The sequence below is a fragment of the Azoarcus taiwanensis genome (genome assembly GCF_012910885.1).
GTDB lineage: Bacteria > Pseudomonadota > Gammaproteobacteria > Burkholderiales > Rhodocyclaceae > Azoarcus_F > Azoarcus_F taiwanensis.
Genome location: NZ_WTVM01000053.1, coordinates 1 through 26479 on the forward strand (window position 1 = coordinate 1; position 26479 = coordinate 26479).

A 26479-nucleotide genomic window follows, 5' to 3' on the forward strand; every position below is an offset into this window, starting at 1 on the left:
CGTGCCGCTGGCCGAGATCGCCGACCACGGCCACGTCCTCACCCCCGGCCGCTACGTCGGCGCCGAAGCGGTCGAGGACGACGACGAAGCCTTCGTCGACAAGATGCAGCGGCTCACCGAACAGCTTGGCGAGCAGATGGCGAAGGGGGCGGAGCTGGATGCGGTGATTCGGAAGAAGCTGGGGGGGTTGGGGTATGAGTTCTGAGTGGCCCAGCGTTCCGGTCGAAGATGTCTGTGAACTGATTGTTGATTGTGTCAATAAGACCGCCCCCGTTGTTTCTGAAGCTACACCGTACCGGATGATTCGCACGACCAATGTACGCAGTGGACGGATCGATCTCTCCGAATGCAGGTATGTCGACCAGACGACCTACGAGAAGTGGACAAGGCGAGCACGCCTTGAAGTCGGCGACGTGGTGTTGACTCGTGAGGCGCCAATCGGCGAAGTGGGGCTAGTTCAGGATGCCATGGGCGTCTTTCTGGGGCAAAGGCTCATGCAGTATCGTGCGGACAGGAGAGTCCTCGAACCTCGCTTTCTTCTCTATTCGTTCTTGTCTCCCGAGCTTCAGCACCAGTTTGGCAGTCATGAAGGGTCTGGATCGGTAGTGAGTCATATCCGAGTCGGAGACTGCTTCCGATTTATGCTCCGTTTGCCTCCCTTGGAGGTGCAGTCTCAAATCGCGGACATACTTGGTGCCCTCGACGACCGCATCACTCTCCTGCGCGAAACCAACGCCACCCTCGAAGCCATCGCCCAGGCCCTGTTCAAGTCCTGGTTCGTCGATTTCGACCCCGTGCGCGCCAAGGCCGAAGGCCGCAGCCCGAACGGCATGGATGAAGCCACCGCCGCGTTGTTTCCGGACGGGTTCGAGGAATCGGAGCTGGGGTTGGTGCCGAGGGGGTGGTCCTTGCGGCCGCTGGCATCAGCGTACGACATCAACCCCAAGCGGCAACTGAAAAAAGGCGCGAGCGCACCCTATGCAGACATGGCCAGTGCGCCGACATCTGGGCACGGCATTTCCGGACATGTGGTGCGTGAGGCTGGATCAGGTTCCCGCTTCATCAACGGCGATACGTTGCTTGCACGAATTACGCCTTGCCTGGAAAACGGCAAGACCGCATTCGTCGATTTCCTCGCGGACGACGAGGTCGGCTGGGGCTCGACCGAGTTCATAGTTCTGCGTCCGAAAGCTCCGCTGCCCGCTTTCCACGCCTACCTGCTTTGCAGACATGCCCCATTCCGTGACTTCGCAATCCAGAGCATGTCCGGCACCAGCGGGAGGCAGCGTGTCCAGAATGACATCCTCGGTCGCTATCCGATTGCTGTGCCGAGCACGAATGTGGCAGAGGCTTTTGCCTCGATCGTTGACGCGTTGTGGCAGCGGGTCGCCGCGAACAACCGCCAAGCCCAAACCCTCGCCACTCTCCGCGACACGCTGCTCCCTCGCCTGATCTCCGGCCAGCTTCGGTTGCCGGAAGCGGAGGTGGAATCTCTTGAGGTCATTGCATGACCTTGCCAGACCGCGCTGTCATACCGGAGCCCGACAGGGCCGTGTGGCACCCGGTGTGGCTCGTTGTTCGGAATCGATGGCGCTTGCCGCGTGATTCTGGGGCGCGGTGTTCTGCACCCTCCCCTTGAAGGGGAGGAGCTATGTGCCTCTGCCAACGAAGCCACCAATCAGCAACCGTTTGGCATTCATGCAATCGCCCTGTCTTTTGGAGGGCGTGCGTGGAGGGCGTGCGTGGAGGGCGCGCGAAACTCTCTTTGGCGATTTGGCCTATAATTGCTGGTCTTTGCGCCACATCCAAACGACTTATGTCCGTACTTGCCCGCCGCCGCTTGAGCTCCTGTTGCGCTTCATCGCGCAGGAGTGGCAGTGCGTGCATGCGCGGCATTATCTCCCCGTTGCGCGACCTTGCGATTCAGGTCGCATTCAAGGTCACAGGATCTCCCGCCGTGCTTTTCCAGGCCGTGCGGGGATACGTCAGGGGCTGAACCCCCACCCCGCACGGCACATTGCCCGGGAAGCGCGCTTCGCGCATCCCGTTCAACGTGCAGCCGACGGGGACGCTTCCCAGATGCCGATTTACTGACCGCGCTCGCGGTCAGGCTCCGGTCCACCCGGACCATATCCGTCATTTTGCCCTCGCCGAAGGCTGCATCCCAAGCGCCACGCCATACGCGTGGCGGTGCAACGCACGAAGGTGATGCGAGTGATGATGGCTCTGGAATTTGTCAGGGTGCAGTGGCCTTTTGGCAGTATTCAACAGTTGATTCGACCGTCGCGGTCGGAATTGCGTATCGACGTGGATCAATCCGGCGATAGCATCGAGGCCGAACTCGATCTGCTCTACGGCCGGCTCAAGACGCCCGGCAACGCGATGAACCACTGTACTCGCCTGTCCGCTCTGCGGCCTGGTCTGCTGTTTCACCATCGCGAGGCGGACGGCGAGCACTACGTCTATGTCGAGGATGTCGCGCGCCGACGTCTTGCGGGTTATACGGTGTTCAACCGCCTGATCGAGGTCGACCGTCGTACCGATCGGTATGTACGTTCACCGCACTCCAAGTATGCAACTGTCTACCAGGGTCGAGGCATTGCGAGCGCGATCTACGACTGGGCGCTCGGGCGTGGTTTCTGTCTGGTCAGCGGGGCGCGCCAGTCCGAGGGCGCCCATGCGCTGTGGCGCTCGCTTGCACGCCGTCACCCGCTTCGCTGGATCGCCTTGCGTGGCAAGCGTATGCATGACCTGGGCTCCGACGTGGCGCCCGCGAGCGCCGCGGAACTCGACACCCGTATGCTGCTGCTCGGGCGCGGCTTTAGTGTCGCAGGACTTCGGTCTCGGGGCCTGCTGCATTCGTGCCACGAGCGGGCCGACCGGGCTGGGGATATGAGCTGTCGTTCGTACTGACATGGCTTTTCGTGGCGACCAAAGTGGCATGTTTCAAGAGCTGCGCCATCGCCGAGTTTGATACGTCAAAAAGGATGAAATGAAGACTCCCGATCGAATCACCCCCTCGCGGTCCTGGATGCTGGCTGCGACGAGCCTCGCCCTCCTGCTTGCAGCCGCCTTTGCAGAGCCGCTGTTGCTGCGGCTGCTGCCACCGGATCACGCCCTGCAGGCTTGGTTTGGGCCGTTTCGTACCGGGGCGCTCGCGTTGGCCTCATTCATCGGAGCCCATCTCGCGCATGTGCTCATTGCCGCGCGACTTTCTCGGCGAAGCAAGGGGCAAAGACCCGTGCCAAAGGTTCTGGTGGACCTGCTCCGGATCTTCCTTTACCTGCTGGCGACACTCGTCGCTCTGTCGCTGCTCTTTCGCCAGGGGCTGCCGGGAATACTGACCGGGTCGGGCCTGGTGCTTGCAGTGCTCGGATTCGCGATCCGAAACGTGGTGGCCGATACGCTCTCCGGCATCGCACTCGGAATCGAGGCGCCATTTCGCATCGGTGACTGGGTACGAATCGAGACACTGGCCCAAGGGCGGGTGCAGGAGATCGGGTGGCGCACGACGAGGCTCGTTACCGGGGACAGTACCTACGTGATCCTGCCCAATAGTCAGATCTCGCGCCAGCAAATCACCAACTTCAGTGCGCCGCGCAAGGAGTACCGTGATCATGTCGAACTGATGCTGCCGGTCGATCTGCCCGTGGCGCAAGCCAAGGAGGTGATCGAACAGGCGTTGTCCGGGACTGAAAGCATCGTCGATGGCAAACCCCCCGAGGTGCACGTGGTGCACTACGCCCCCCAGGGAGTTGTCTATCGGGTGAAATACTGGGTGCCACAGCATGACCGCGAGCCGATCTGCCGAAACGAGATCTTCGGTGTGATCGATGCGGCGCTGCGTAATCGGGGCGTTTCTCTCGCGTATGCGCACATGCCTTGTGTGGACTCGAGGATGGCGTACGGCAAGGTGACCTAGTTGCGGCCCGCCGGCGATCGACAATACCAGGGCTGACACTCGGCAACCTGAACGATGTCCGCTGCCCCTTCCGGTCGCGTGATGTGGCAAGCGGACTTTCGTCGCGTGACATTGTATTAAAGTGTGCTTTAATTGCAGTGGATGCAGTTAAAGCCTTCTTTCAAATCATGCGTGTGACCGGTCGCTACATTACATCGACGACGCTGGGCGAAACCGTGCGAGCCTTTGTGCCCGACGCGCTGCCGCCGGCGTCGCCGGCGCTCGAAGCGGCGCGTTTCGAGACGGCCAATCGCGCCGCCGAACTCGCGCTGGCGCGACTGGCCGGGGTGTCCGGCCTGGTGCCCTCGGTGGACTGGCTGCTCTACGGGGCGGTGCGCAAGGAGGCCTTGCTCACTTCGCAGATCGAAGGCACGCAGGCCACGCTGGTCGATCTGTTCGACGACGAGGCCGGCTTTGCGGTGCGCAATGCGGACGACGTGGAGGAGGTGGCCAACTACCTGCGTGCCTTTCGTCTGGTGCAGGACAATCTCCGTGACCCGTCCGGCCTCCCCATCAGCGTGCGGCTGCTGTGCGACGCGCATCGGCTCTTGCTCGACGGGGCGCGCGGCAGCGGCCGACAGCCCGGCGAGTTGCGCCGCTCGCAGAACTGGATTGGCGGCACACGGCCGGGCAATGCGGTATTCGTGCCGCCGCCGCCGGAGTCGGTGGCCAACCTGCTCGCCGACCTGGAGCGCTTCATTCACCAGTCGCAGTCTCCCGGTCTGCCGCCACTGACGCGGATCGCGCTGGTGCACGCGCAGTTCGAAACCATCCATCCGTTTCTCGATGGCAACGGTCGTATCGGCCGCCTGCTGATCGCGGCGCTGATGGAGCAGTGGCAACTGCTGCCCGAACCCCTGCTTTATCTCAGCGGCTATCTCAAGCAACATCAGGCGGAGTATTACCGTCGTCTGTCCGCGATCCGTACCGATGGCGACTGGGAGGGGTGGGTGGCCTTCTTTCTCGAAGGCGTCGCCGATGCCGCTGCAGAGGCCGAGCGCAACATCATCGAGATCGCCACGCTGGTGACGACTGACCGCCGCCGCCTGCTTGCCGCGGACCGGAGCAGCCTCGCAAGCCACCGCTTGTTCGAGATGCTGCCGGTGATGCCGCGCTTTACCGTCGAGCACGTCCGCCAGGCGCTCGACACGAGTTTTCCGACCGCCAATGCGGCGGTGAAGGCGCTGGAGGCCTTGGGCATCGTGACCGAGCTCACCGGCCAGAAGAAGAACCGCAGCTACGGCTACCAGCGCTACATCGCGTTGCTCGCGCGCTGAAGGAGAAGGGAGAAGAGATGAACGAAAAGATCAAGACGCTCACCCCGACGCAGCGTAAGGAAGTGAAGGTATTGCGCGCACTGCCAGAGCGTGACATCGACTACCGCGACATCCCGGCGACCTCGACCGAGCAGTGGAAAGGGGCGGAGACTGGACGCTTTCTGAGGCCGATTCGACCAGGTGGGGAGCGGAAGTGAGCCTGAACAGGATCGTGGCCCGATGAGCGAAGACCGCCTCGAACGCGAAGCCCTGGGCTGGCTGGAAGAGGTCGGTTACACGCGACTGTACGGCCCGGACCTCGCGCCCGATGGTGCGAGTGCCGAGCGGCAGAGCTATCAACAGGTGGTGCTCGTGGCGCGCTTGCGGGCGGCGATTGCGCGGCTGAACCCGGAGTTGCCGCATGCCGCGCGCGAGGATGCCTTGCGCCAGGTGCTGGATCTGGGGGTGCCGGCCTTGCTGGCTGCGAACCGGCGCTTTCACGGTCTGCTGGTGAGCGGGGTGCCGGTGGATGTGGGCCGCGATGGTGAAACCCGGGGTGACTTCGCGCGGCTGATCGACTGGCAAAACCCTGCCGCCAACGAATGGCTGGCGATCAATCAGTTCACGGTAAGGGGTGCACAGCACACCCGCCGGCCGGACATCGTGCTCTTCGTCAATGGCCTGCCGCTGGTGCTGATCGAGCTGAAGAACCCTGCCGATGCGAATGCCGACATCTGGCGTGCGTTCGAGCAGATCCAGACCTACAAGGCGCAGATTCCGGAGCTGTTTCACTACAACGGCTTGCTGGTGGTGTCCGATGGCTCCGATGCGCGCCTCGGTTCCTTGTCGGCCGATGCCGAGCGCTTCATGCGTTGGCGCACCATCGATGGCGACACCCTCGACCCGCTCGGCGAATTCAACGAACTGGAAACCCTGGTGCGCGGCGCGCTGGCGCCAGCGGTGTTGCTCGATTACCTGCGCTTTTTCGTGCTCTTCGAGGACGACGGGGTGCTGATCAAGAAGATCGCCGGCTACCACCAGTTTCACGCGGTGCGGGCAGCCATCGGGCAGGTGGTGGCGGCCTCGCGCCCAGGGGGTTCGCAAAAGGGCGGCGTGGTGTGGCACACGCAGGGCAGCGGAAAGGGCATCCCGATGACCTGCTTTGCGGCGCGGGTGATGCAGGAGCCGGCGATGGAGAACCCGACCATCGTCGTGATCACCGACCGCAACGACCTCGATGGCCAGTTGTTCGGCGTGTTCAGTCTGGCGCACGACCTGCTGCGCGAGCAGCCGGTGCAGGCGAACAGCCGCCAGAAGCTGCGCGAGCTGCTGGCGATGCGCCCTTCGGGGGGCATCGTGTTCGCGACCATCCAGAAGTTCATGCCGGGCGAGGACGAGGACAGCTTTCCGCTATTGTCCGACCGGCGCAACATCGTGGTGATCGCGGACGAAGCGCATCGCACCCAATACGGTTTCGAAGCGCGGATGAAGAAGAAACCCTTGGGTGGCCGGGGTGCGCTGGTGACCGGTGACGACAGCCGCGAGTCGAATGTGCAGCGGGCCGAACTGGCGCCGGCCGAATACCGGGTGAGCTATGAGGTGGGGTATGCGCAGCACCTGCGCGACGCGCTGCCCAACGCGACCTTCGTCGCCTTCACCGGCACCCCGGTGAGTGGCGCGGACCGCGACACCCGCGCGGTGTTCGGCGATTACATCCACATCTACGACATGCAGCAGGCGAAGGAAGATGGCGCGACGGTGGCCATCTACTACGAGAGCCGGCTGGCCAAGCTGAAACTGAACGAGGCGGTATTGTCGGAGATCGACGACGAGGTCGACGAGCTCGCCGAGGACGAGGAAGAGAGTGTTCAGGCCCGGTTGAAGTCGAAATGGGCCGCGCTGGAAAAGCTGGTCGGCGCCGAGCCGCGCATCGCCAGCCTGGCGGCGGATCTGGTGTCGCACTTCGAGCTGCGCAACCAGGCGCAGGATGGCAAGGCGATGGTGGTGACCATGAGCCGCGAGATCTGCGTGCACCTTTACGACGCGATCGTGAAGCTGCGCCCGGACTGGCACGACCCGGACCCGGAGAAGGGCGCGCTCAAGATCGTGATGACCGGCAGTGCCAGCGACAAGGCGCTGCTCCGGCCGCACATCCACAGCGCGCAGACCAAGAAGCGGCTCGCCAAGCGCTTCAAGGAGCCGGACGACCCGCTGAAGATGGTGATCGTGCGCGACATGTGGCTCACCGGCTTCGACGCGCCGTGCGTGCACACCATGTACATCGACAAGCCGATGCAGGGCCACAACCTGATGCAGGCCATCGCGCGGGTCAACCGGGTGTTCCGCGACAAGCAGGGCGGGTTGGTGGTCGATTACATCGGCATTGGCAACGAGCTGAAGGCGGCGATGAAGGAATACACCGCCAGCAAGGGGCGCGGCCGGCCGGCAACCGACTCGCGCGAAGCCTTCTCCATCGTGCTGGAAAAGCTCGACGTGCTGCGCGCGATGTTGCACGGCTTCGACTACTCGGGCTTTCGCACGGGTGGCCAGCGGGTGCTGGCGGGGGCGGCCGAGAAAGTGCTGAAGCTTCCGTCGCTGACGCCTGGTGGCGAGCGCGACGGCAAGCGGCGTTTCGCCGATGCCTCGCTGGCATTGAGCAAGGCCTTCAGCCTGAGCTGCACGCTGGACGAGGCACGCGAGGTGCGGGACGAGGTCGCCTTCATGCAGGCGGTGAGGGTGTTGCTGACGAAGCGGGAGCTGAGCGCGAAGAAGCGCACCGACGAACAGCGCGAGACCGCGATCCGCCAGATCATCGGCCAGGCGGTGGTGAGCGAGTCGGTGGTCGACATCTTCGACGCGGTCGGCCTGGACAAGCCCGACATCGGTCTGCTCGACGAGGATTTTCTCGCCCAGGTCCGGCAGCTGCCCGAGCGCAACCTCGCGGTGGAACTGCTCGAGCGCCTGCTCGAAGGCGAGATCCACAGCCGTTTCGCGAGCAACGTGGTGCAGCAGCGCAAGTTCTCCGAATTGCTGGCCGGCGTGATGACCCGCTACCAGAACCGCAGCATCGAAGCCGCGCAGGTCATGGAAACCCTGGTCGACATGGCGCGCCAGTTCCGCACCGCTGCGCAGCGCGGCGAAACGCTCGGCCTGACCGAAGACGAGGTGCGCTTTTACGATGCGCTGGTGGACAACGAATCCGCGGCGCGCGAACTCACCGACGAGACCCTGAAGAAGATCGCCCACGAACTCACCGAAAACCTGCGCAAGAGCATCACCGTGGACTGGTCCCAGCGCGAGAGCGTGCGTGCGCGCCTCCGGCTGATGGTCAAGCGCATCCTGCGCAAGCACAAATACCCACCCGACCAGCAGGACAGCGCGGTGGAGCTGGTGCTGCAGCAGGCCGAGGTGATCGGGGAGGCCTGGGTTTAAGCTAGCAGTCCGGTGCACGCGATGTGCGCTCACGCTCGGCAGGCTGTCAGCAGACCACGCCTGGCACCCACGCAAATACGGTACTCACGCCATGACCAACGATTACGTTTCCCTCTACGCGCTGTTTCTCGCCCAGGCCGTCACCGTCGTGGTGGCGATCCTCGCCATCGTCGCGGGGGTGGCCTTGCTGTCGCGCCGCAAGACCAGGAATGCCGGCCATGTCGCAGTGACTGAGGTCAATCGCCAGCTCGAAGCCGGCGGCGACGCCATCGATGCCGTGCGCCTGCCGAAGGAGGCGCACAAGGCGCTGCTCAAGCAGCGCAAGGCCGAACGCAAGGCGCGGCAGCAGCAGGCGGAGGCCGAGCCCTGCACCTACCTTATCGACTTCAAGGGTGACATCCGCGCCTCGGCCGTGGAGACGCTACGCGAGGAGATCAGCGCCATCCTGCAGGCAGCCAGGCCGGGCGACGCGGTGCTGCTGCGGCTGGAAAGTGCGGGCGGCATGGTCAACCGTTACGGCCTCGCCGCCGCCCAGCTTCTGAGACTGCGCGACGCCAAGCTGCCGCTCACCGCCATGGTCGATACCGTCGCCGCCAGCGGCGGCTACCTCATGGCCGCTGCGGCCGACCGCATCGTCGCCTCGCCGTTTGCGCTGGTCGGCTCCATCGGCGTCATCGCGCAGATGCCCAACTTTCACCGCTGGCTGCAGGCACGCGACATCGACTGGGAGCAGTTCACCGCCGGCCAGTTCAAGCGGACCGTGACCGTGTTCGGCGAAAACACCGAAGCCGGTCGCGCCAAACTGCGCGAGGAACTGGAGGAAATCCACGTGCGCTTCCGCGACTTCGTACAGGAGCGTCGCACCGAACTCGACATGGAGAAAGCAGCTACCGGCGAAGCCTGGCTTGGCAGCGAGGCGCTGGAGCTGGGGCTGGTCGACGAACTCGCCACCAGCGACGACATTATCCGCAGTGCCTGCCAACGGGGCAGGGTGCTGCGGGTGAGCTATCAGCGCAAGCTGAGCCTGCCCGAACGCGTGCGGGTCTCGGCGCAGTCGGCGTGGGACGGGTTCTGGCAGGCGCGTTCGCCGTTGGGGTGAGCTGCGCGTCACAGCGAGCGCAGCGGTGGCCGCAGCCGTGACGGTGTGAGAAATGCGGGCTAGTCCTTGGCGTGCCGGGTGATTGCTGTCAGGCGAAGGCGTCAGGGGCCTGCATCCAGGCGGGAATATCGCGCTGGCCGTGCAGTACGCGCCAGACATCGATGTGGTCCGGACGTTCGACGTAGAAGACGATGTAGGGGTAGGGCGACAGCGTCCAGGAGCGTAGACCAGGAAGGTCCAACTCATGCCCATACCGCGGCGAACCCGTTCCAGGCTGGCGGGCGATGTGGGTATAGCTCTGTTCCAGTGCATCGATGAAGCCGAGCGCAACTGATGAGGAAGCCTCCTCGAGGTAGTAGGCTATCGCGTCGTCGACGTCCTGGTTGGCCTGCTCACGCGGAACGACGGGCTTGACCTTCACCCCTGAGAAGCCGACTTGGGAGCCCTTCGTACCCGTTCACGCAGACCTTCGAAGTAAGCGGAATCAACTGGCGCTGCTGGCGCAGTGGCCGCGCCCGCCAGCAGCACTCCACGCAAGCGCTGGCGATCCTGATCCTTACGGATCAGTTCGCGCACGTACTCGCTACTGGTGCTGTAGCCCCGTTCGCCCACCTGCTCATCCACGAAAGATTTCAGACTCTCGGGCAAGGAAATATTCATCGTGCTCATAGGCGCACATTAGGTCTTTTGACAAACTTTGGCAAGATCGTGCCGCAGCGCGATTGCATGAACGCCATACGGTTTCTGATTGGCGGCCTCGTCCAGTGGGTTTCGAGCACCTGGACGACCTGGCTGATCGGCATGGTCTTCGCGTCTTCGCGCAGACGGGCGAGGAAGGTTCAACCGAAGTTGTCAGGAAACGCTGGACAGCTCTGTTTCACGAAGCTTCGCGAATGACCCGATGAACGAAACCGAGCTTTTCGATGGCGCCGGGCGAGAGCACGAAGGGGTAGGCGTGCTCATGCCCCATGCTTCGGTTGAGGCTGTTCAGCGCGAAGCACAGCGGCAGCCAGTGCTCGATGAGCGGGTCGATGCTCTCCGAGCGGTAGGGGTCGAAGTCGTGCTGCGTGGTTGCGTACGAGTCGTCGCCGACTCTGGGCCGGCTGCCGATGCCGAACTGCCAGGCGGTTTCCAGCGTGTCGACGAGGTGCAGGTAATGCGCCCAGGTTTCGGCCCAGTCTTCCCACGGGTGCATGGTCGCGTAGCCGCTGATGAATTGCTGCCGCCAGTCGGCGGGCGGACCATATTGGTAGTGGTGCTCGAGGGCAGCGCCGTAGTCTCGCGTGTCGTCGCCGAAAAGCTGGCGGAAATCGTAGAGCCTCGGCGTGCTGCCGATCAGCCGGCCCCAGTAGTAGTGTCCGGACTCGTGCCGGAAGTGGCCGAGCAGGGTTCGGTAGGGTTCGTCCAGACGTCCGCGCATGCGCTCGCGCTCGGCAGGGTCCGCTTCCTTGAGGTTGATCGTGATCAGCCCCTCGGTGTATCCGGTGAAGACCTTGCCGCGCTCGCTGAAGGGTTCGTCGTTGTCGGCGAGAAAGTCGAACGCAAGGCCGCCCGCAACCTCGGAGAGCGGCCCGACAGGCAGCCCGAGGCGCAGCAGCGAATAGACAAGGCGGCGCTTCTCGGCTTCGAGTGCCCGCCAGAGGTCGAGATTGCCGCATACGCTTAAATCCGGAATGGTGCGATTGAGGCGGCAAGCCTCGCAGAATGCGTGACTGTCGTCGGCTCGCACCATCCAGTTGCACACCGCATGCTGTTCGTAGTTCGCACACATACGGTAGGTGGTCTCGCGGCCGTGCGGCCGCCAGAGGCCGTCACCAGTTGCGTCCAGCGAGACGAGCGTCAGCTCGCTCGGCAGAAACCCGAGTGACGCGCCGCAGCGGGTGCAGGATACGTTCTCGAAGTACAGTCGCTGGCCGCAATGACCGCAGCTGAATAGTCGCATGCTTGGTCCCGGTCGTTCTTATTGCAGGGGCCGGCTGAACTCACCCGGTGAGGACGAGGTCATTGTCGGTGCATCATCGAAATGGCAACAATCAGGCAATCTCGCGCGGCGCGCGTGCTCGCACCCTTTCCTTTGAGGCGAGCACGGTGTGTGCGATCTCACCCCCTGCACTTGATTGCCTTGTCGATATTCTGTTCAGGATAGCGGGCGGCACGCGATTTCGTGACTATTGTGGTCTCGATCAGACTTAGAATCCGTGCCTTTGCAGTTTCTCAGGTGCTCAATGAACCCGGTTCGCGTCGTTTCCTTCGTCCTCATCGCGTTCGCGCTGACGCCCGCTTCCGCGCAGGAGGAGCCGCGTAACGGCACGCTCAGCTTCGTGCTGGAGAACGACGTGTTCTACAACGCGGATCGCCACTACACCAACGGTGTTCGCTTTGCGTGGGTGCCGGACCGCAGGCGCCCGGTGCCGGGGCTGGTTCGTGAGGTGGCCGAGATCATGCCGTGGTTCCCCCGCGATGCGACGATCAGGCATGGCTACGCGTTCGGCCAAAGCATGTACACCCCACGCGACATCACCATCGTGAATCCGCCGGATGGCGAACGCCCGTACGCCGGGTGGTTGTACGGTTCAGTGGGCCTCGGCGTGGAGACCGGCCGGGTGGTCGACCAGTTTGGTCTCACGATTGGCGTGGTGGGGCCGGCTTCGCTTGCCGAGGAGACGCAGAAGTTCGTGCATCGGGTCATCGACTCGGACCGACCGGAGGGCTGGGACCATCAACTGCGCAACGAGCCGGGCCTGATCCTGAGCTGGAAGCGAAGCTGGCGTGGTCTCTACACCACGCGAATGCTCGGCAACCATCTGGACTTTGGCACGCACCTGGGCGCGGCGTTGGGCAATGTCTTCACCGATGGGAAGGCTGGTTTCATGTTCCGCTTCGGCCCGGATCTGCCCAACGACTATGGCCCCCCACGCATCGAGCCCGCGCTGCCTGGCGCGTCGGACTTCTACGCCGCCACCGGTTTTCGCTGGTATCTGTTTGCGGGTGTCGAAGGACGTGCAGTAGCGCGCAATGTCTTTCTCGATGGCAGCACTTTTCGCGACAGCGCGAGCGTAGACAAACGCAGGCTGGTGGGCGATCTGCAGTTCGGGCTGGTTGCCGACTGGAAGGACTTGCGCGTGAGCTACACCCATGTCGCGCGGTCCAAGGAGTTCCGGACTCAGAGCGAAAGTGACGTGTTCGGGGCGTTTTCGGTCTTGCTCAAGTTCTGACCGGTTTCGCCCCGGAGTGTCGTCGACCCCGGCCGGCTGCGTCTCGCGGCTGCGCTTGGGTTGCAGCTGGGGGAAGCGTGTGCGTTTCGGAACGCGCGAGCTCAGCTGATGTCAGCGTTTGTGTCGAATTCCACGATATTGTGTGATTGTGCGGATTCCACTCGCATTAACAGGAGTAAGCTTGTTGTTGGGTCGCCGAAGTTGCATGGCGGTTATATGCCAGTTCAGCGGGTTCCGGATACATCAGGATGTTTCAGCGCTTCATCATTTCCCACGGTCTTCGAGCTGCTGCCACGCAAGTGGTCGCCGTCCTGTTCGGCGCGCTGCTATTGGTGGCCGGTCTCTCGAGTGCGGCCTCGGCGCGTGAGGTCGTAGTCGGGCTCTACGAAAACGAGCCGAAGATCTTCACCGGCTCGGACGGTCGAGCAGCCGGGATCTTCCCGGAAATCCTGCGTGAGATAGCGGCGAGGGAGGGCTGGCAGCTTCGCTATGAGCGTTGTGAATGGTCGGTTTGCCTCGGGCTGCTGGACGCCGGCGAGATTGACCTGATGCCCGATGTGGCGTTTTCGTCGGAGCGGCTCGAACGCTTCTCCTTTCACGACGTGGTTGCGCTGCACAGCTGGTCGCAGGTGTTCAAGCCGACCGATTCCGGGATCGAATCGATACTCGATCTGGACGGCAAGCGGATCGCGATGCTGGCCGGCAGTGTGCAGGAGGTTGCGCTGCGGGCAATGCTCGCGGGCTTCGATGTGGAGTTCGAGCTTGTGCCCGCGGATTCGTTCGACGAGACCTTCGCCCTCGTCGCCCGCGGCGACGCAGATGCGGCTGTGGCAAATCATCTGTTCGGTGTCAGACGTGCGCCGCAGTATGCATTGGTCACTGCGCCGGTCGTATTTCAGCCCTCCGGGCTGTTCTTTGCCACGACGCGGGGGCGCAACCTCGATCTGCTTGCCGGGATTGACCGCCAGTTGCAGCCATTGAAGGCCGACCAGTCATCGCAGTATTTCCGCATACTGGAACGATGGGCGGCACCGGCTCCGGAGTTCGTCGTGCCGACGATGCTGCGCAAGCTGATGTTCACCTTGCTGGCAATCGGTGTGGTGCTCGGTGTGGTTGTCATCGTGCTTCGGTCGCAGGTGCGGGCCAGAACCCGCGAGCGTGAGCGTCTTGCGATCGAAGTCATGGAGAGCGAGCAACGCTATCGCGATCTCGCGGAAAGCATTTACGACGTAATCTGGACGCTGGATCCCGAGACGCTGCGATTCACCTATGTCAGTCCATCGGTGGAGCGGCTGCGAGGTTATACGCCCGAAGAGGTCATGAACATGCCGCTCGAGGCCACGCTCGCGCCGGGGCAACTGGGTCGCGTGCAGGAAGTGATTGCACGCAGCATGGCGGAGTACATTGCCGGCGAGCGTTCAACCAGCGATGCCGTGATGCTCGAGGTGGAGCAGCCTCGACGCGACGGCAGCATGGTGTGGACCGAAGTCGTCGGCAATATTGCCCGCAATCCAATCACCGGACGCCTCGAGGTCAGGGGGGTGACGCGCGACATCACCGAACGCCGAAGCAACGAGGCCCGCATTCAGCAACTTGCGCACTACGATCAGTTGACCGGTCTGCCGAACCGCGTCCTGCTGCGAGACCGCTTCGCCCAGTTGCAGGCCCTCGCGCAAAGGCATGGTCAGCAGTTTGCCCTGCTGTTTCTGGATCTGGACCATTTCAAGAACATCAACGATACCCTCGGTCATGATGCCGGAGACCAGCTTCTGGTCGTGATCGCGCGGCGCCTCGAGACCGCGTTGCGCGCCGGAGATACGGTCTGCCGGCTTGGCGGCGATGAATACATCATGTTGCTCGGCGAATGCGATGCCGACGGCGCTGCGGCAGTCGTGCGCAAGCTGATCGAGCTGGTGTCCGAGCCCTGCACGGTTGGTGCGCATGAACTGGTGACGACGCCGTCGATCGGGATTGCGATGTACCCGGACGACGGTGAGGATCTCGAGACCCTGTTGCGCAAGGCGGACGTCGCGATGTACCGGGTCAAGCACGAAAACCGGGGTGATTTTCGCTTCTATACCAGTGAGATGCAGGCTCACACCGAGCGTGCCTTGCTTCTCGCGAGCGCGCTGCGGCACGCGGTGGCTGGTGGCCAGCTGCATCTGCACTATCAACCGCAGTTCGACGTGTCGACCCGCCAAGTGACCGGGGCGGAGGCGCTGGTGCGCTGGAGTCACCCGAGCCTGGGTGTGCTGTCGCCGGCAGAATTCATCCCGGTGGCCGAGAGCACCGGGCTGATCAACGAGCTTGGCGCCTGGGTTCTTCGCGAGGCAGCCCGCGAATTGCGACGCTGGCAGGACGAGGGGGTGGCACCGCCAATGCTTGCGGTGAATCTGTCGGCGGTGCAGTTCCGCCGCCCCGATCTCCCCGAGTGCATACGCCGTGAGCTCGATGAGGCCGGCATCCAGCCTGAGCGGCTCGAGCTCGAGTTGACGGAGGCCGTGGCGATGGACGACCCGGAAAAGGCCCTGCACATGATGCGGCAACTGGCGGCGTCCGGCGTCAGGATTGCGATAGATGATTTCGGCACCGGCTATTCTTCGCTCAGTTACCTCAAGCGCTTCACCGCGCACAGGCTCAAGATCGATCAGAGTTTCGTGCGGGATATTGGCGAGGACGAGGACGACAGGGCGATCGTCAGGGCCATCATCCGATTGGCGCAAAGCCTGGGCATGCACACCGTTGCCGAGGGTGTCGAAACCGAGGAGCAGCTCGCCTTTCTCAAGGCCGAAGGCTGCGACGAGGCGCAGGGCTACCTGCTTGCGAGACCAATGCCTGCCGACGACATGCGGGCGTTTCTGGCGGCCAATCGTGCTTTAATTGTGCGATAGCGAACTCTGGCGCCTTGCGCATCCGCCATGAAAATCGACATCGCCCTCGAGTGGTTTCTCAACCCGGACCATCTTCCCTTCATCGCCGGCATCGAGCTTGGCTGGTTCGCCGAGGCAGGGCTGGTAGTCAGCCTCAAGGTGCCCGAGGATCACTACGACGGTCTTGCCGCAGTGGTCTCCGGCGAGATCGCTTTCGCCTGCAACGAGCCGCTGCACATGATTGACGCCCACCGGCCGGGCCTGAAGGCGCTGGGCTGCTTCTTCGAAACCGATGGCGGCATTCTGCTGCAGCCGTCCGGTGCCGAGCGCCTGCTTGCGGGTGAGGGCATTCGCGTCGCGTCTCCGGTAGCCGGCGAGATCACCGATGAGATCGCGATCGAGATTCTCGCCCGCTGGTGTCATTTGCGCGGCGCGAGCTTCGAGCGAGACCAGGTGGTGATCGAGGCGGCCGGTTTCGAACATCTGAAGAACCTGCAGGCTGGTTACGACGCGGCATGGCTTTGTTTCGCCAACTTCGAGGGGGTCGAGGCGCGCATGCTCGGGGTCGAGGCCGAGTTCGTCGCGACAGGCGAGGTGGGTCTGGAAAACTTCTCGGCGCTGGAGTTGTTCACCGGTGAGCGCTTCCTCGCCGAACACCGGAATGTCGTCGATACCGTGCTTGCGCTGGTTTCGCGCGGCGCCGAGCTGTGCCGCAATGATCCGGAGGAGGCGGCTCGCCTGTGGTACGCCTTCAGCGGCGACACACCGGAGCCGCTCATGGACGAGATCATCCGCGACACCTGCCCGCGGCTGGTCGCGCCGGTGGTGCGCGACGCCGAGCGTTGGCGCGCGATGTGGCGCCAGTTCGAGTCCATGGGCATGTCGCAGGTCGACGCAACGGCCTACGATCGCTTGTATGCGGATTGATCCAGCGAGCCTCGCGCGCGAGATCCAGCCCCGCACGCAAGCCACACCCCGGTTCGCGGCTCACGCCGCTCCCACAGGTCGTGGAAGCACCTGTGCCGGGGGCTGGAGCGGCGTAAGCCGCGAATCGGACTGATGCGTTTCATTCATAGCGGGGACTGGCACCTCGGCAGACTCTTTCATGCCCGCTCGCTGGTCGAGGACCAGGCGTACGTGCTCGACCAGTTCGTCGAACTGGTGCGCGAGCGCCGACCGGACGCGGTGTTGCTGGCCGGCGACATCTACGATCGTGCCGTGCCGCCGGCCGAGGCGGTCACGCTGTTGGACGACGTGTTGTCCCGCATCGTGGTCGGGGAAGGTGTGCCGGTGGTGATGATTGCCGGCAATCACGACAGCCCGGACAGGCTCGGTTTCGGCGCGAGACTGCTCGCGAGCGGAGGATTGACGGTGGTCGGGCGCTATCAGGGCGAGGTGCCGGCACTCGAGCTTGACGATGCGCACGGACCGCTCCGTATCTATCCGCTGCCCTATTGCGAACCGGCCGTCGTGCGCGACGCCCTCGGCATCGAGGTGGCCGACCACGACGCGGCGATGGCCGCGGTGCTCGAACAGGTGCGTGCCGGGCATCCGACCGGGGTGCGCTCGCTGCTGGTGGCGCATGCCTTCGTTGCCGGCGGCGCGGAGTCCGAATCCGAACGTCCGCTGTCGGTGGGCGGCAGTGGAGCGGTCGATGCGCGCCGCTTCGAGGGTTTCGATTTCGTCGCGCTTGGTCACCTGCACCGGCCGCAGACGCTGGCCGGTCGTCTGCACTACGCGGGGTCGCTGATGAAGTATTCGCTTTCCGAGGCAGACCACGACAAGAGCGTGAGCGTGGTCGAGATCGGTGCGGATGGTGCGGCGAGCGTCGAGCGGGTGCAGCTCGCCCCACGCCGCGACCTGAGGCGTATTCGCGGCGAGCTGGCGGCGCTGATCGAGGCGGGTCGCGACGACCCGGAGAATGAGGACTATGTGTTCGCCACCCTGACCGACAGCGGCGCGTTGCTCGACTCGATGGCGCGCCTGCGCGAGGCATATCCCAATGCGCTGGGTTGCGAGCGCGAAGTGCTGCAGCGCGCGGGCGAGGGCGGGGCAGCGAGTCGACATCGGGAGCTGGATGTCCGGCATCTGTTCGCTGATTTCTTTCGGGAGGTCACCGGAGACGCGCTGAGCGAGGCTCAGGCGGCGGCGCTGGACGCCACTCTCGAGCACCTCGCCCGCGACGACCGGGAGGCCGGCGCGTGAAGCCGCTCGAACTGACGATGCAGGCTTTCGGGCCGTTTGCCAGCGTGCAGACGGTGGATTTCACCGCACTCGGCGAGCGCGCCCTGTTTCTCATCCATGGCGCAACCGGTGCCGGGAAGACGACACTGCTCGATGCCTTGTGCTTCGCGCTCTACGGCGACACCTCTGGGGGCGAGCGCGATGCACGTGCAATGCGCAGCGATCATGCTCCGGCCGATCTGCCCACTGCGGTGACGCTTGAGTTCGCCCTTGGCACCGAGCGTTTCAAGGTAGTGCGCGAGCCAGCTCAGCGTCGGCCCAAGCAGCGCGGCAGCGGCGAACGCGAGGTGCCGGCCACCGCACAACTGGATCGCTGGGATGGTGCTGCATGGAAGAGCCTTGCCACGCAACCCGGCAAGGTCACTGCAGCAGTGGTCGACTTGCTCGGTTTCGACAGCGAGCAGTTCCGTCAGGTTGTGGTGTTGCCTCAGGGGCGGTTTCGCGACCTGCTTACCGCGCGCTCGGACGCGCGTGAAGCCATTCTGCAGACGCTGTTCCGCACCGAGCGCTACCGCGAGATCGGCGAGGCCTTGAAGCGCGAGGCGCGCGATGTCGAGGCGGCCGCGAGGGATCTGAGGGTTCGCCGGGACACCCTGTTGCAGCAGGCCGACGCCGCGGACGAGGCTCAGTTGCAGGCGCGGCGGAGCGACAGTGCGGGTGAGCTGGAGCATGCGCTTGCCGCCGAGCAGGTGGCCCGCCAGTCGGACGCAGCCGCCCGAGCGGAGCTTGCGGCTGGCCGGGATGCGGTGGCGAGACTTGACGAACTGGAACAGGCGCAACGTGCAGTGACGGCACTCGAGGCGCGCCTGCCGGAAACCGCGCTGCTGCGCGGCGAGCGCGACGCCGCCAGACGGGCGGCGGCAGTCGAGGTGGCGGCCAGAGCTGCCGAACTCGCGCAGCGCGAGCATGCCCAGGCCGGTGAGGCGGCGGCCAACGCGAACAAGGCGCATCTGGTCGCAGATGAAGCGCGGAGAAACGCCACGGCCCTGCTGCAGACCGAGCAGGCCCAGGAGCCGGTACGTCAGCAACTCGCGCGAGAGGTCGAGCGTTTGGGCGAGCTCGTCAAGCGTTGCGCTCGACTGCGCACCGAGCGTGACAAGCTCGCCGATCTGCACAAGCGACGCGATGCCGCAGCGGTGGCGATCGAAGCCTCTGCGACACGACATGCCGAACTCGAACGGCAATTGAGCGAAATCCGCGCTGCTTGCGAGGCCCTGAAGGCCGATGCCGCCCGCGGCGAATTGCTCGCCATGCAGTTGAAGGAAGCCGAGCAAGCCCTTGCCAGGCTGGAGCAGCATGCCCAGGCCTTGCAGACCTTGAGCCGCGCCGAAGCGGATTCGGCGCAAGCGGCGCGCGCACTGGCGCAGGCCGATGCCAGTCTGGGCGCAGCGAGGAACGCGCTCGCCGAACGCGAACTGGCACTGCGCCTCAGCCACGCCGCCGCGCTTGCAGCCCATCTGCACCAGGGCGAACCCTGCCCGGTATGCGGTGCGACCGAGCATCCTTCGCCCGCGAACGCCGCGGAGCGAGGCGGCGAAACCGATGTGACCGCCGAGCCCGATGCAGAGCGCAAGGTGCTTGCCGCTGCCGAGCGCCAGCGTGACGAGGCGTTCACCGCACACGCGACCCGGTCCGCGAGAGCAGCCGAACTGCGCGAGCGTGTCGAAGCCTCGGCGAAGTCGATCGGGGATCTCGACCCCGGGGCGCTGGTCGCGCGACGCGCCGAGCTCACCCAATCACTCGCCGACAGCAAAGCCGCTGCCACCGCGCTACAGGCACGCCAGGCTGCGCTTGGCGCGCTCGAGGGCGATCTGGCCAACGCGCGAAAGACTCAGGAGCGGGCGCGGCACGATCGTGATGCTTTGGAACGTGAGATCGCCGCAGTCGATGCAACCGTGCAGACTCTGGGTGAGACGGTGCCGGAGCCGATGCCGGAACCGGTCGCGCTCGAGGCCGAACGGGATGCCGTGTCGTCGAGACTCGCAAGCCTGGTGTCGGCACTGGAGAAGGCGCAGCGCGCCGAGCGGGACGCCGTGGCGGCGGCGGAGCGTGCCGAGGCGAGCCGGGATGCCGCACTTGAGCGGCTCGCCCGGGCCGAGTCTGCGCTCGCCAGTGCAGCGGAGGAGTTTCAGGCGTGTCTCACTGAGCAGGCGTTTGCCGGCGAAGCCGCGTTTCGCGAAGCGCGTCGCCCCCCGGGACGTGTCGCCGCGCTGGAGCGCGATCTCGCGGCATTCGATGAGGCCTTGGCCGCCGCGCGTGACCGATTCGCGCGGGCATGCACCCAGGCCGAAGGAAAGCTGCGTCCCGACATCGAGGCGCTCGAGCAGGCCGCTGCCGAACGTGGCCGGCAGCTCGAGGCGGCGCTGTCGGCGACTCAGGCGCTGGGCTCACGCATTGCGCGGCTGGACGAAGTGCTGGCCGCGCTCGCGAAGCTCGCGAGCGATGGCGCCGAGATCGAAAAACAATACGCGGTACTCGGCCGCCTCGCCGAAGTGGCCGGGGGCAACAACCCCCTGCGCATGACCTTCCAGCGTTTCGTGCTGGCGACCTTGCTCGACGAGGTGCTGGAAACCGCCTCGCACAGGCTTTCGCACATGAGCCGGAACCGCTTCGAGCTGCGTCGGGTCCGCGGGGTCACCGACCAGCGCAGCGCCGGCGGCCTGGAACTGGAGGTGTTCGATCAGTACACCGGCACCACCCGACCGGCCAACACGCTTTCCGGCGGCGAGGGTTTTCTGGCGGCGCTGTCGCTGGCGCTGGGTCTGGCCGACGTGGTTCAGTCGCGGGCAGGCGGGGTGCAGATCGAGACCCTGTTCATCGACGAGGGCTTCGGCACCCTCGACCCCGAGAGCCTGGATCTCGCCCTGCGCACCCTGATCGACCTGCAACAGTCCGGGCGCACCGTGGGCGTGATCTCGCACGTGGCCGAACTGCGCGAGCGCATCGACGTGCGCATCGAGGTCAGCGGTGGCAACAGGGGGAGCCAGTTGCGCCTTGTGCGCTGAGCTTTCAGGCCGCGCTCTTGAGCGTCCGGGGCACTTCGTGCAGGTGCAGGTCGCGTTGCGGGAACGGGATGGTGATGCCTTGCTCGTCGAACGCGAGCTTGACCCGCTCGAGCAGATCCGCCCGCACCGGCCAGAAATCCTCGGTCTTGACCCATGGGCGGACATTGATGTTCACGCTGCTGTCGGCGAGCTCTCCGAGTGCGATCAGCGGGGCAGGGTCCGTCAGTACTCGCTCGTCGGCGGTGACGATGCCCTCGATGATGGCCTTGGCCTTGCGGATGTCGTCGCCGTAGCTGATGCCGAAGACGAGGTCGATGCGTCGCGTTGGCTTGGCGCTGAAGTTGATGATCGCGCCCGCGGTAATCTGCCCGTTGGGCACCGTGATCTGGCGGTTGTCCGGGGTACGCATCACGGTATGGAAGATGCGGATCTCTTCGGGAACGCCGCTGATGCCCCCGGCCTCGATGAAGTCGCCGACCTTGAACGGCCGGAACATGATCAGCATCACGCCCGAGGCGAAGTTGCCCAGCGAATCCTTGAGCGCCAGCGCGACTGCCAGGCCGGCAGCACCGAACACCGCCAGCATCGAGGTCGTCGGGATGCCGAGGTGGTCCAGCGCGGCGATGATGACGACAACCAGCAGCGCGGTGTTGATGATGTTGCCGGCGAAGGCCACAAGCATCGTGTCCAGCTTGGCGCGGGTCATCACCTGGCGGATCAGGCCGGTCAGCTTGTCGGCCACCCATTTGCCGACGAACCAGATGGCGGCAGCGGTGAGAATGCGGATCGTCCAAGGGATGAGGTAGGCGTCGACGAAGCCTGGCTGGTAGAGCGCGGCGAGATTCTCGATCTGAAACGTGGAAACCGGGTCCATGAAATCTCCTGTTGCGTGAATGAGATCAGCCGCCGCCCGCTACCGGGGCAGTCCGGCGGGGCGGCAGAGCGCAGAATCTGCTGGAGGTTGCGATGGCCCCCGAGCGATGCGGACCCCTCGCCGGGGTCAGCTGTGTGCGCTGGCGCAGGGGCTCATTATCGCATAGGCCTTGGCCGGGGCCCGGAGTGCGGCCAGGATGCGGTCGTCGTGGCGGTAGATGTCCGGGTAGAAGACCGGGCTGCCGTCCTCGCCGACATCGGCCGTCCAGTACGCCATGACGATCGGAATCGGGCGATCGAGATTGAAGTTGCTGGTGCGGCCGCTGGCGATCCGCTCGGCGACCAGCTCAGGACTCGCGTCGCTACCGTCTTCGACCAGCAGGTCGACCAGTTCGAGCGCCCGCTCGACCCGCACACAGCCCGAGCTGAAGGCGCGCTGGTCGCGGTCGAACAGACGCTGGCTCGGTGTGTCGTGCAGATAGACATGGAAAGGATTGGGAAAACGGATCGCGACCTGGCCTAGCGCATTGCTCGGTCCTGCGTCCTGGCGCAGGAGGATGTTGCCCGGGCGCTCCCAGTCGATGCTGTAGGGGTCGAGCGGTCGTCCGCCGGCGTCGAGTACCCGCATGTTGTTGCGTGCGAGGTAGTCGATGTCCTGACGGATCTCGGGCAGCTTGTCGTTGCGCAGGATGGTGGGTGGCACCGTCCAGGTAGGGTTGAGGGTGAGGTGGGTGATGTCAGACGCAAGCAGTGGCGTGCGGCGCGTGGCGCGGCCCACCTGGGTGCGCATGTCCCAGATCGCCTCGCCATGGCGGAAGTAGCTGACCCGGGCGCCGGCAATGTTCACCAGCACATAGTTGGAGCGATGCTCGGCGGCCAGCCAGCGCATGCGCTCGAGATTCACGCTCAGCCGGTCGAGCCTGGCGCCGGGTGGCAGGTTGAGGACCGCCAGCGTGGCCGGACCGACGACGCCGTCGGCTGCCAGTCGGTTGGCTTGCTGGAAGGCGGTGACTGCCGCGATCAGTGCGGTGTCGTACGCCTGTGAGTCGGGCTCGCCGGTTCCCGTGTCGTAACCCTCGGCCTGCAGGCGTTCCCGTAGCGCGGGTACCCGTGGGCTGCGCATGCCTTCGCGCAGGGTTGCGCCCGGCGGCACCTCGGGCCAATGGACGTCGGCAAGGCTGGACCTGAGCGTTGCGTGGGCCTGACGGAGCGCGCGATAGTGCAACACGTTGGGCCGAGCTGCTTCGAAACCGGCGACGATGTCATCCAGGCTGTCCGCGGCGAGCATCAGCAGACGTTCGCGGTCGATCAGCGGTGCCGGACGGCCGTTGGAGCGCCAGAGGGGTTCGAACACCGCCGGGTCGAGTGCGCCCTGAGAGAGATGGAGCAGAGCGGTGAGATACACCTGGCTGGTGGCGAGTTCGTCGCAGACTGCGAGCGTGCCGCCACCGGCCAGACGCATGCCCAGTGCGCGAATCTCGTCCAGGGCGTATGCAGCGGGGTCGAGCCCGTCGTCGGCAAGCTCGAGAATCGCTTCCTGAAGTCGGTCGAGCCGGGGCTGCTCGGACCAGATCGGCGCGTGACCGCGGGCAGCGTAGAACCACGCAAGCTCGTCGCGCGTGATGACGCGGCGACCCTGTTCGGACGTGTGCGCGACCGGTTGCGTGGTTTCGAGCGCCGCGCGAATCGCATCAGGTGTGGGGCCGGCTGCTGCCAGTGCAGCCTTCGTCAGCGACAGCGCGAGCCAGACAAGCGGTAAGCAAATGTATCTATATGGGGACAAACTGTTATTCTCCATTGCCCGCGCTGGTAACATGCTGCGGGCTGAATGCGCTTCGGGGGAGGATCGCCGTCTGACGATTCCGTGGCGCTGCAGCTTTGCTGCCCTGACCAATAGACCGCATTGCGACGATTGTCGTTCCATCGTCACGCGGTCCATCCGTCAGGGTGTGCTTCGCAACCCCGCACAGGGGCTTGTTCTCGAAGACAAGGGGAAGGATACCGCATGCCTAAGACATTCCGCCGGGCACTGCTCGCAATGGCAAGCATTTTTGCATTTTCCGGACAGGTGTTGGCCGACCAGGCTTCAGACAACCTGCTGATCGAAACCCTGTCTCGCGAGGCGCCGGCGCTGAACCGGGATGTGCTCGGCAAGGCGGTTGCCGCCATGCAGTGTGCGGTCAGTGGTGGCGTGCGCTCTTCCGAGCGGCTCGCGGTAATCGATTTTTCGCTCCCGTCGTCGACGCCGCGTCTGTGGATCTTCGATCTCACCGAACGCAAGCTGATCCTGGAAGAGTTGGTCGCACACGGCCAGAATTCCGGCGACAACTACGCCACCAGCTTCTCCAACGTGGTCGGCAGCTATCAGTCCAGCCTCGGCCTGTTCCGCACCCAGGAGAGTTATTTCGGCCGCCACGGCTACTCGCTGCGCATGGACGGTCTGGAGCCGGGGATCAACGACCGCGCCCGTGAGCGCGCGATCGTCATCCATCGTGCTGACTACGTCGATCCGAGCTGGGTCGAGCGCCAGGGTCGCATCGGGCGCAGTCAGGGCTGCCCGGCAGTACGCCCGGAGGTGGGCGATCAGGTGGTCGACATCCTGAAGAACGGCCAATTCCTGTTCGCCTACTATCCGGATCAGGCGTGGCTTGCCGATTCAGCCTACGTGAATTGCCAGCCGAGCCGGGTGGCGAGCATTCTCGCCCCCTTCCGGGATCGCGAGAGCTGAGACGGTCCGATTCGCGTTCGTGACATATTGCTCGCTCGCGGGCAATCGGCCTTGAATCGCGCATCACCGTCTACTATCTTGGAACTACAGGAATTGTCCTGACACATGGAGGGTACTGAATGGCGCGTTATTTCGCAGCTCTTCTGGTCGTGATGCTTGCCGTAGGATCAGCCTCCGTGATGGCCTGCCCTGGAGAGAAGGGCAAAATACTCGACGGCACGCTGGATTCGACGCAGACGAGTTCGCAGGGGACGAGAACCTGAATTCAGGAAACAAGAATTGAGTCGGAAACGGGGCGGCCCTTGGGCCGCCCTGGTCGTTTACGGCTTGCGGCGCGCCTTCATGGCGTGTGTTGCCGCATCGCCTGCAGCAGGCGCTGACCGGCACGGCCGTCGGCTTCCAGGCCCAGCTGTGGTTGCAGCTCGCGGATCGCAGCACGGGAGTTGCTGCCGATGATGCCATCCACCTCGCCGATCTCGTAGCCGAGCGCAAGCAGCCGTTCCTGCACCTCGCGTCGCTCGGCGCGCGACAGGCCCGGGTCGTCGGTCGGCCATGGCGTGACAAAGACAGCTTCGCCGCGCAGACGATCGGACAGGTGCGCGATGGCCAGTGCGTAGCTTTCCGCCGCGTTATAGGAGAACAGCGCGTCGAAGTTGCGCATCACCAGGAAAGCCGGTCCTTGCGGGCCGGCTGGCAGCAACAGCCCAGCCTGGGGCGCGCCGCCCGGAAGCGGTGAGCCGTCCACCTTGCGTACGCCGGCAGCAGCCCAGGCGGACATCGCCTGCTTGTTGCGACGCCCAGCCTGACTGGTATCCATGCCTGCCGGCAACCGTACCTCGAAGCCCCATGGCTCGCCGGTGCGCCAGTTGGACTGGCGCAGGTAGTTGGCGGTGGAAGCGAGCGCGTCCGGCACGCTGCCCATCAGGTCGCGCCGGCCGTCGCCATCGAAGTCCACTGCGATCCGGCTGAAGGTCGAGGGCATGAACTGAGTGTGGCCGAAGGCCCCGGCCCAGGAGCCTACGAAGCCCTCCGGGTCGATGTGACCATCCTCGAGAATGCGCAGTGTGGTCAGGAATTCGCCGCGGAAGAAGTCCTGCCGCCGCCCGATGCAGGCCAGGGTGGCAAGCGACTGCACCACCTCGCGGCGCCCGAAGGTGCGCCCGAAGTTGGACTCCACACCCCAGATTGCGACCACGGTCTCGCGCTCGACGCCATACTGCGCTTCGACACGGTCGAGCAACTCGCGCCATTCGGCGAGCTTCGCCTGGCCGTCGGCGACACGTTCGTCATCGACCAGCCCGGCGAGGTAGTCCCAGATCGGGGTACGGAACTCGGGCTGGTGATTGAGCAGTTCGATGACCCCCATGTCCGGCTCGAGGCCGGCGGTGAAGCGGTCGAAGCTCGCCGCCGGCACGCCACGTGTGCGGGCTTCGCCGCGCAGGTCGTTGAGGCAGCGCTGGAAATCGGCGTCGGCACTGGCCGAGGACATCCCTGCGACGAGCATCAGGGACATGGCGATTCGGGTCATACTGGACGGCATCTGACGAGTTTTCCGGCTGAGGTGGATGGGAACCTCATCTTAAGCGAATTGTCCGTCTGGCTGCGTTTGAGGGTGTAAGCGATGATGTGCCGGCAGCGCGTCCATTACCGCCGCATTCGCGCCTTACGGCGCTTATATGGACGCCTCCCGGTTTGGCAAGTGAAGTTTGCATTTTTGACGTTCCAGAGTCTGGCTGCAGTCTTATATCCGGCCTGTTTGGCAGACCCGATGTCTGCTGGCCCTGATGGAATTCGCC

The 26479-nt window shown here is 64.7% G+C and carries 19 protein-coding genes and 1 pseudogene; 14 read left to right on the top strand and 6 right to left on the bottom strand.

Going from position 1 to position 26479, the window contains the following annotated elements:
• The 8 genes and pseudogenes from GPA21_RS10280 to sohB all read left to right on the top strand — a co-directional run.
• Nucleotides 1–205, top strand: a pseudogene (locus GPA21_RS10280) (SAM-dependent DNA methyltransferase); the annotation flags it as partial.
• Nucleotides 195–1511, top strand: a complete 1317-nt coding sequence (locus tag GPA21_RS10285; RefSeq protein ID WP_168988111.1) for a restriction endonuclease subunit S — start codon at nucleotides 195–197, stop codon at nucleotides 1509–1511. The pseudogene GPA21_RS10280 and the gene GPA21_RS10285, both read left to right, overlap by 11 nt.
• 706 nt (nucleotides 1512–2217) lie before the next feature.
• Nucleotides 2218–2913 carry a hypothetical protein gene (locus tag GPA21_RS10290; RefSeq protein ID WP_246261891.1) on the top strand — a complete coding sequence of 232 codons (696 nt, stop codon included), beginning with the start codon at nucleotides 2218–2220 and terminating at the stop codon, nucleotides 2911–2913.
• A 79-nt stretch (nucleotides 2914–2992) separates the two neighbouring features.
• Nucleotides 2993–3922 (top strand): mechanosensitive ion channel family protein, encoded by a 930-nt coding sequence (locus tag GPA21_RS10295; protein ID WP_168988112.1) that lies wholly within the window; start codon nucleotides 2993–2995, stop codon nucleotides 3920–3922.
• A gap of 167 nt (nucleotides 3923–4089) precedes the next feature.
• Nucleotides 4090–5238 carry a Fic family protein gene (locus GPA21_RS10300; protein WP_168988113.1) on the top strand — a complete coding sequence of 383 codons (1149 nt, stop codon included), beginning with the start codon at nucleotides 4090–4092 and terminating at the stop codon, nucleotides 5236–5238.
• Nucleotides 5239–5255: 17 nt separating this feature from the next.
• Nucleotides 5256–5435: a single stranded DNA-binding domain-containing protein gene (locus tag GPA21_RS10305; RefSeq protein ID WP_168988114.1), complete on the top strand. Its 180-nt coding sequence runs from the start codon at nucleotides 5256–5258 to the stop codon at nucleotides 5433–5435.
• Nucleotides 5436–5457: 22 nt separating this feature from the next.
• Nucleotides 5458–8649 (top strand): type I restriction endonuclease subunit R, encoded by a 3192-nt coding sequence (locus GPA21_RS10310; protein WP_168988115.1) that lies wholly within the window; start codon nucleotides 5458–5460, stop codon nucleotides 8647–8649.
• 91 nt (nucleotides 8650–8740) lie between these two features.
• Nucleotides 8741–9748 carry a protease SohB gene (gene sohB, locus GPA21_RS10315; RefSeq protein WP_168988116.1) on the top strand — a complete coding sequence of 336 codons (1008 nt, stop codon included), beginning with the start codon at nucleotides 8741–8743 and terminating at the stop codon, nucleotides 9746–9748.
• Between the two features lie 88 nt (nucleotides 9749–9836).
• Here the strand turns inward: sohB and GPA21_RS10320 are convergent, their stop codons facing one another.
• From GPA21_RS10320 to GPA21_RS10330, 3 genes are all read right to left on the bottom strand, one after another.
• Entirely contained in the window at nucleotides 9837–10169 is a 333-nt protein-coding gene (locus tag GPA21_RS10320) for a type II toxin-antitoxin system RelE/ParE family toxin (RefSeq protein ID WP_168988117.1), read from the bottom strand.
• The gene (locus GPA21_RS10325; RefSeq protein WP_246261892.1) at nucleotides 10166–10408 is read right to left on the bottom strand and encodes a ribbon-helix-helix domain-containing protein; all 243 of its coding nucleotides are present in this window, start codon (nucleotides 10406–10408) and stop codon (nucleotides 10166–10168) included. The genes GPA21_RS10320 and GPA21_RS10325 overlap by 4 nt, the downstream gene beginning before the upstream one ends.
• A gap of 217 nt (nucleotides 10409–10625) precedes the next feature.
• Nucleotides 10626–11690 carry a zinc-binding metallopeptidase family protein gene (locus tag GPA21_RS10330; protein ID WP_168988119.1) on the bottom strand — a complete coding sequence of 355 codons (1065 nt, stop codon included), beginning with the start codon at nucleotides 11688–11690 and terminating at the stop codon, nucleotides 10626–10628.
• Between the two features lie 283 nt (nucleotides 11691–11973).
• Here GPA21_RS10330 and GPA21_RS10335 point away from each other — a divergent pair, with 283 nt between their 5' ends.
• The 5 genes from GPA21_RS10335 to GPA21_RS10355 all read left to right on the top strand — a co-directional run bounded on the left by GPA21_RS10335 (nucleotide 11974) and on the right by GPA21_RS10355 (nucleotide 21082).
• Complete coding sequence (locus tag GPA21_RS10335) at nucleotides 11974–12963, top strand: lipid A deacylase LpxR family protein (RefSeq protein WP_168988120.1); 990 nt, start codon at nucleotides 11974–11976, stop codon at nucleotides 12961–12963.
• A 248-nt stretch (nucleotides 12964–13211) separates the two neighbouring features.
• Nucleotides 13212–15854: an EAL domain-containing protein gene (locus GPA21_RS21175; protein ID WP_168988121.1), complete on the top strand. Its 2643-nt coding sequence runs from the start codon at nucleotides 13212–13214 to the stop codon at nucleotides 15852–15854.
• A gap of 27 nt (nucleotides 15855–15881) precedes the next feature.
• Entirely contained in the window at nucleotides 15882–16760 is an 879-nt protein-coding gene (locus GPA21_RS10345) for an ABC transporter substrate-binding protein (RefSeq protein WP_168988122.1), read from the top strand.
• 132 nt (nucleotides 16761–16892) lie between these two features.
• Nucleotides 16893–18038, top strand: coding sequence for an exonuclease SbcCD subunit D (locus GPA21_RS10350; protein ID WP_168988123.1), 1146 nt, complete (start codon nucleotides 16893–16895; stop codon nucleotides 18036–18038).
• Nucleotides 18035–21082, top strand: a complete 3048-nt coding sequence (locus tag GPA21_RS10355; protein WP_168988124.1) for an AAA family ATPase — start codon at nucleotides 18035–18037, stop codon at nucleotides 21080–21082. Before GPA21_RS10350 ends, GPA21_RS10355 begins: the two co-directional genes overlap by 4 nt.
• Before the next feature lie 4 nt (nucleotides 21083–21086).
• On the opposite strand, the gene GPA21_RS10360 is transcribed toward GPA21_RS10355, so the two are convergent.
• Together GPA21_RS10360 and GPA21_RS10365 are read right to left on the bottom strand one after the other, a co-directional pair.
• Nucleotides 21087–21956 carry a mechanosensitive ion channel family protein gene (locus GPA21_RS10360; RefSeq protein ID WP_211163529.1) on the bottom strand — a complete coding sequence of 290 codons (870 nt, stop codon included), beginning with the start codon at nucleotides 21954–21956 and terminating at the stop codon, nucleotides 21087–21089.
• 126 nt (nucleotides 21957–22082) lie between these two features.
• Complete coding sequence (locus GPA21_RS10365; protein WP_211163530.1) at nucleotides 22083–23738, bottom strand: L,D-transpeptidase family protein; 1656 nt, start codon at nucleotides 23736–23738, stop codon at nucleotides 22083–22085.
• Between the two features lie 222 nt (nucleotides 23739–23960).
• On the opposite strand from GPA21_RS10365, the gene GPA21_RS10370 reads away from it, so the two are divergent.
• The gene (locus tag GPA21_RS10370) at nucleotides 23961–24683 is read left to right on the top strand and encodes a murein L,D-transpeptidase catalytic domain family protein (protein ID WP_168988126.1); all 723 of its coding nucleotides are present in this window, start codon (nucleotides 23961–23963) and stop codon (nucleotides 24681–24683) included.
• Between the two features lie 340 nt (nucleotides 24684–25023).
• Here the strand turns inward: GPA21_RS10370 and GPA21_RS10375 are convergent, their stop codons facing one another.
• Entirely contained in the window at nucleotides 25024–26196 is a 1173-nt protein-coding gene (locus GPA21_RS10375) for a lytic murein transglycosylase (protein ID WP_422614203.1), read from the bottom strand.
• Between the last annotated feature and the right edge of the window lie 283 nt (nucleotides 26197–26479).

Bases quoted from the DNA above. Each gene is read 5' to 3' on its own strand.
- GPA21_RS21175 (WP_168988121.1), top strand. From the start codon at position 13,212: ATGTTTCAGCGCTTCATCATTTCCCACGGTCTTCGAGCTGCTGCCACG.
- GPA21_RS10295 (WP_168988112.1), top strand. From the start codon at position 2,993: ATGAAGACTCCCGATCGAATCACCCCCTCGCGGTCCTGGATGCTGGCT.
- GPA21_RS10330 (WP_168988119.1), bottom strand. From the start codon at position 11,690: ATGCGACTATTCAGCTGCGGTCATTGCGGCCAGCGACTGTACTTCGAG.
- sohB (WP_168988116.1), top strand. From the start codon at position 8,741: ATGACCAACGATTACGTTTCCCTCTACGCGCTGTTTCTCGCCCAGGCC.
- GPA21_RS10345 (WP_168988122.1), top strand. From the start codon at position 15,882: ATGAAAATCGACATCGCCCTCGAGTGGTTTCTCAACCCGGACCATCTT.
- GPA21_RS10310 (WP_168988115.1), top strand. From the start codon at position 5,458: ATGAGCGAAGACCGCCTCGAACGCGAAGCCCTGGGCTGGCTGGAAGAG.
- GPA21_RS10305 (WP_168988114.1), top strand. From the start codon at position 5,256: ATGAACGAAAAGATCAAGACGCTCACCCCGACGCAGCGTAAGGAAGTG.
- GPA21_RS10350 (WP_168988123.1), top strand. From the start codon at position 16,893: ATGCGTTTCATTCATAGCGGGGACTGGCACCTCGGCAGACTCTTTCAT.
- GPA21_RS10370 (WP_168988126.1), top strand. From the start codon at position 23,961: ATGCCTAAGACATTCCGCCGGGCACTGCTCGCAATGGCAAGCATTTTT.
- GPA21_RS10300 (WP_168988113.1), top strand. From the start codon at position 4,090: ATGCGTGTGACCGGTCGCTACATTACATCGACGACGCTGGGCGAAACC.
- GPA21_RS10325 (WP_246261892.1), bottom strand. From the start codon at position 10,408: ATGAATATTTCCTTGCCCGAGAGTCTGAAATCTTTCGTGGATGAGCAG.
- GPA21_RS10375 (WP_422614203.1), bottom strand. From the start codon at position 26,196: ATGTCCCTGATGCTCGTCGCAGGGATGTCCTCGGCCAGTGCCGACGCC.
- GPA21_RS10290 (WP_246261891.1), top strand. From the start codon at position 2,218: ATGATGGCTCTGGAATTTGTCAGGGTGCAGTGGCCTTTTGGCAGTATT.
- GPA21_RS10335 (WP_168988120.1), top strand. From the start codon at position 11,974: ATGAACCCGGTTCGCGTCGTTTCCTTCGTCCTCATCGCGTTCGCGCTG.
- GPA21_RS10285 (WP_168988111.1), top strand. From the start codon at position 195: ATGAGTTCTGAGTGGCCCAGCGTTCCGGTCGAAGATGTCTGTGAACTG.
- GPA21_RS10360 (WP_211163529.1), bottom strand. From the start codon at position 21,956: ATGGACCCGGTTTCCACGTTTCAGATCGAGAATCTCGCCGCGCTCTAC.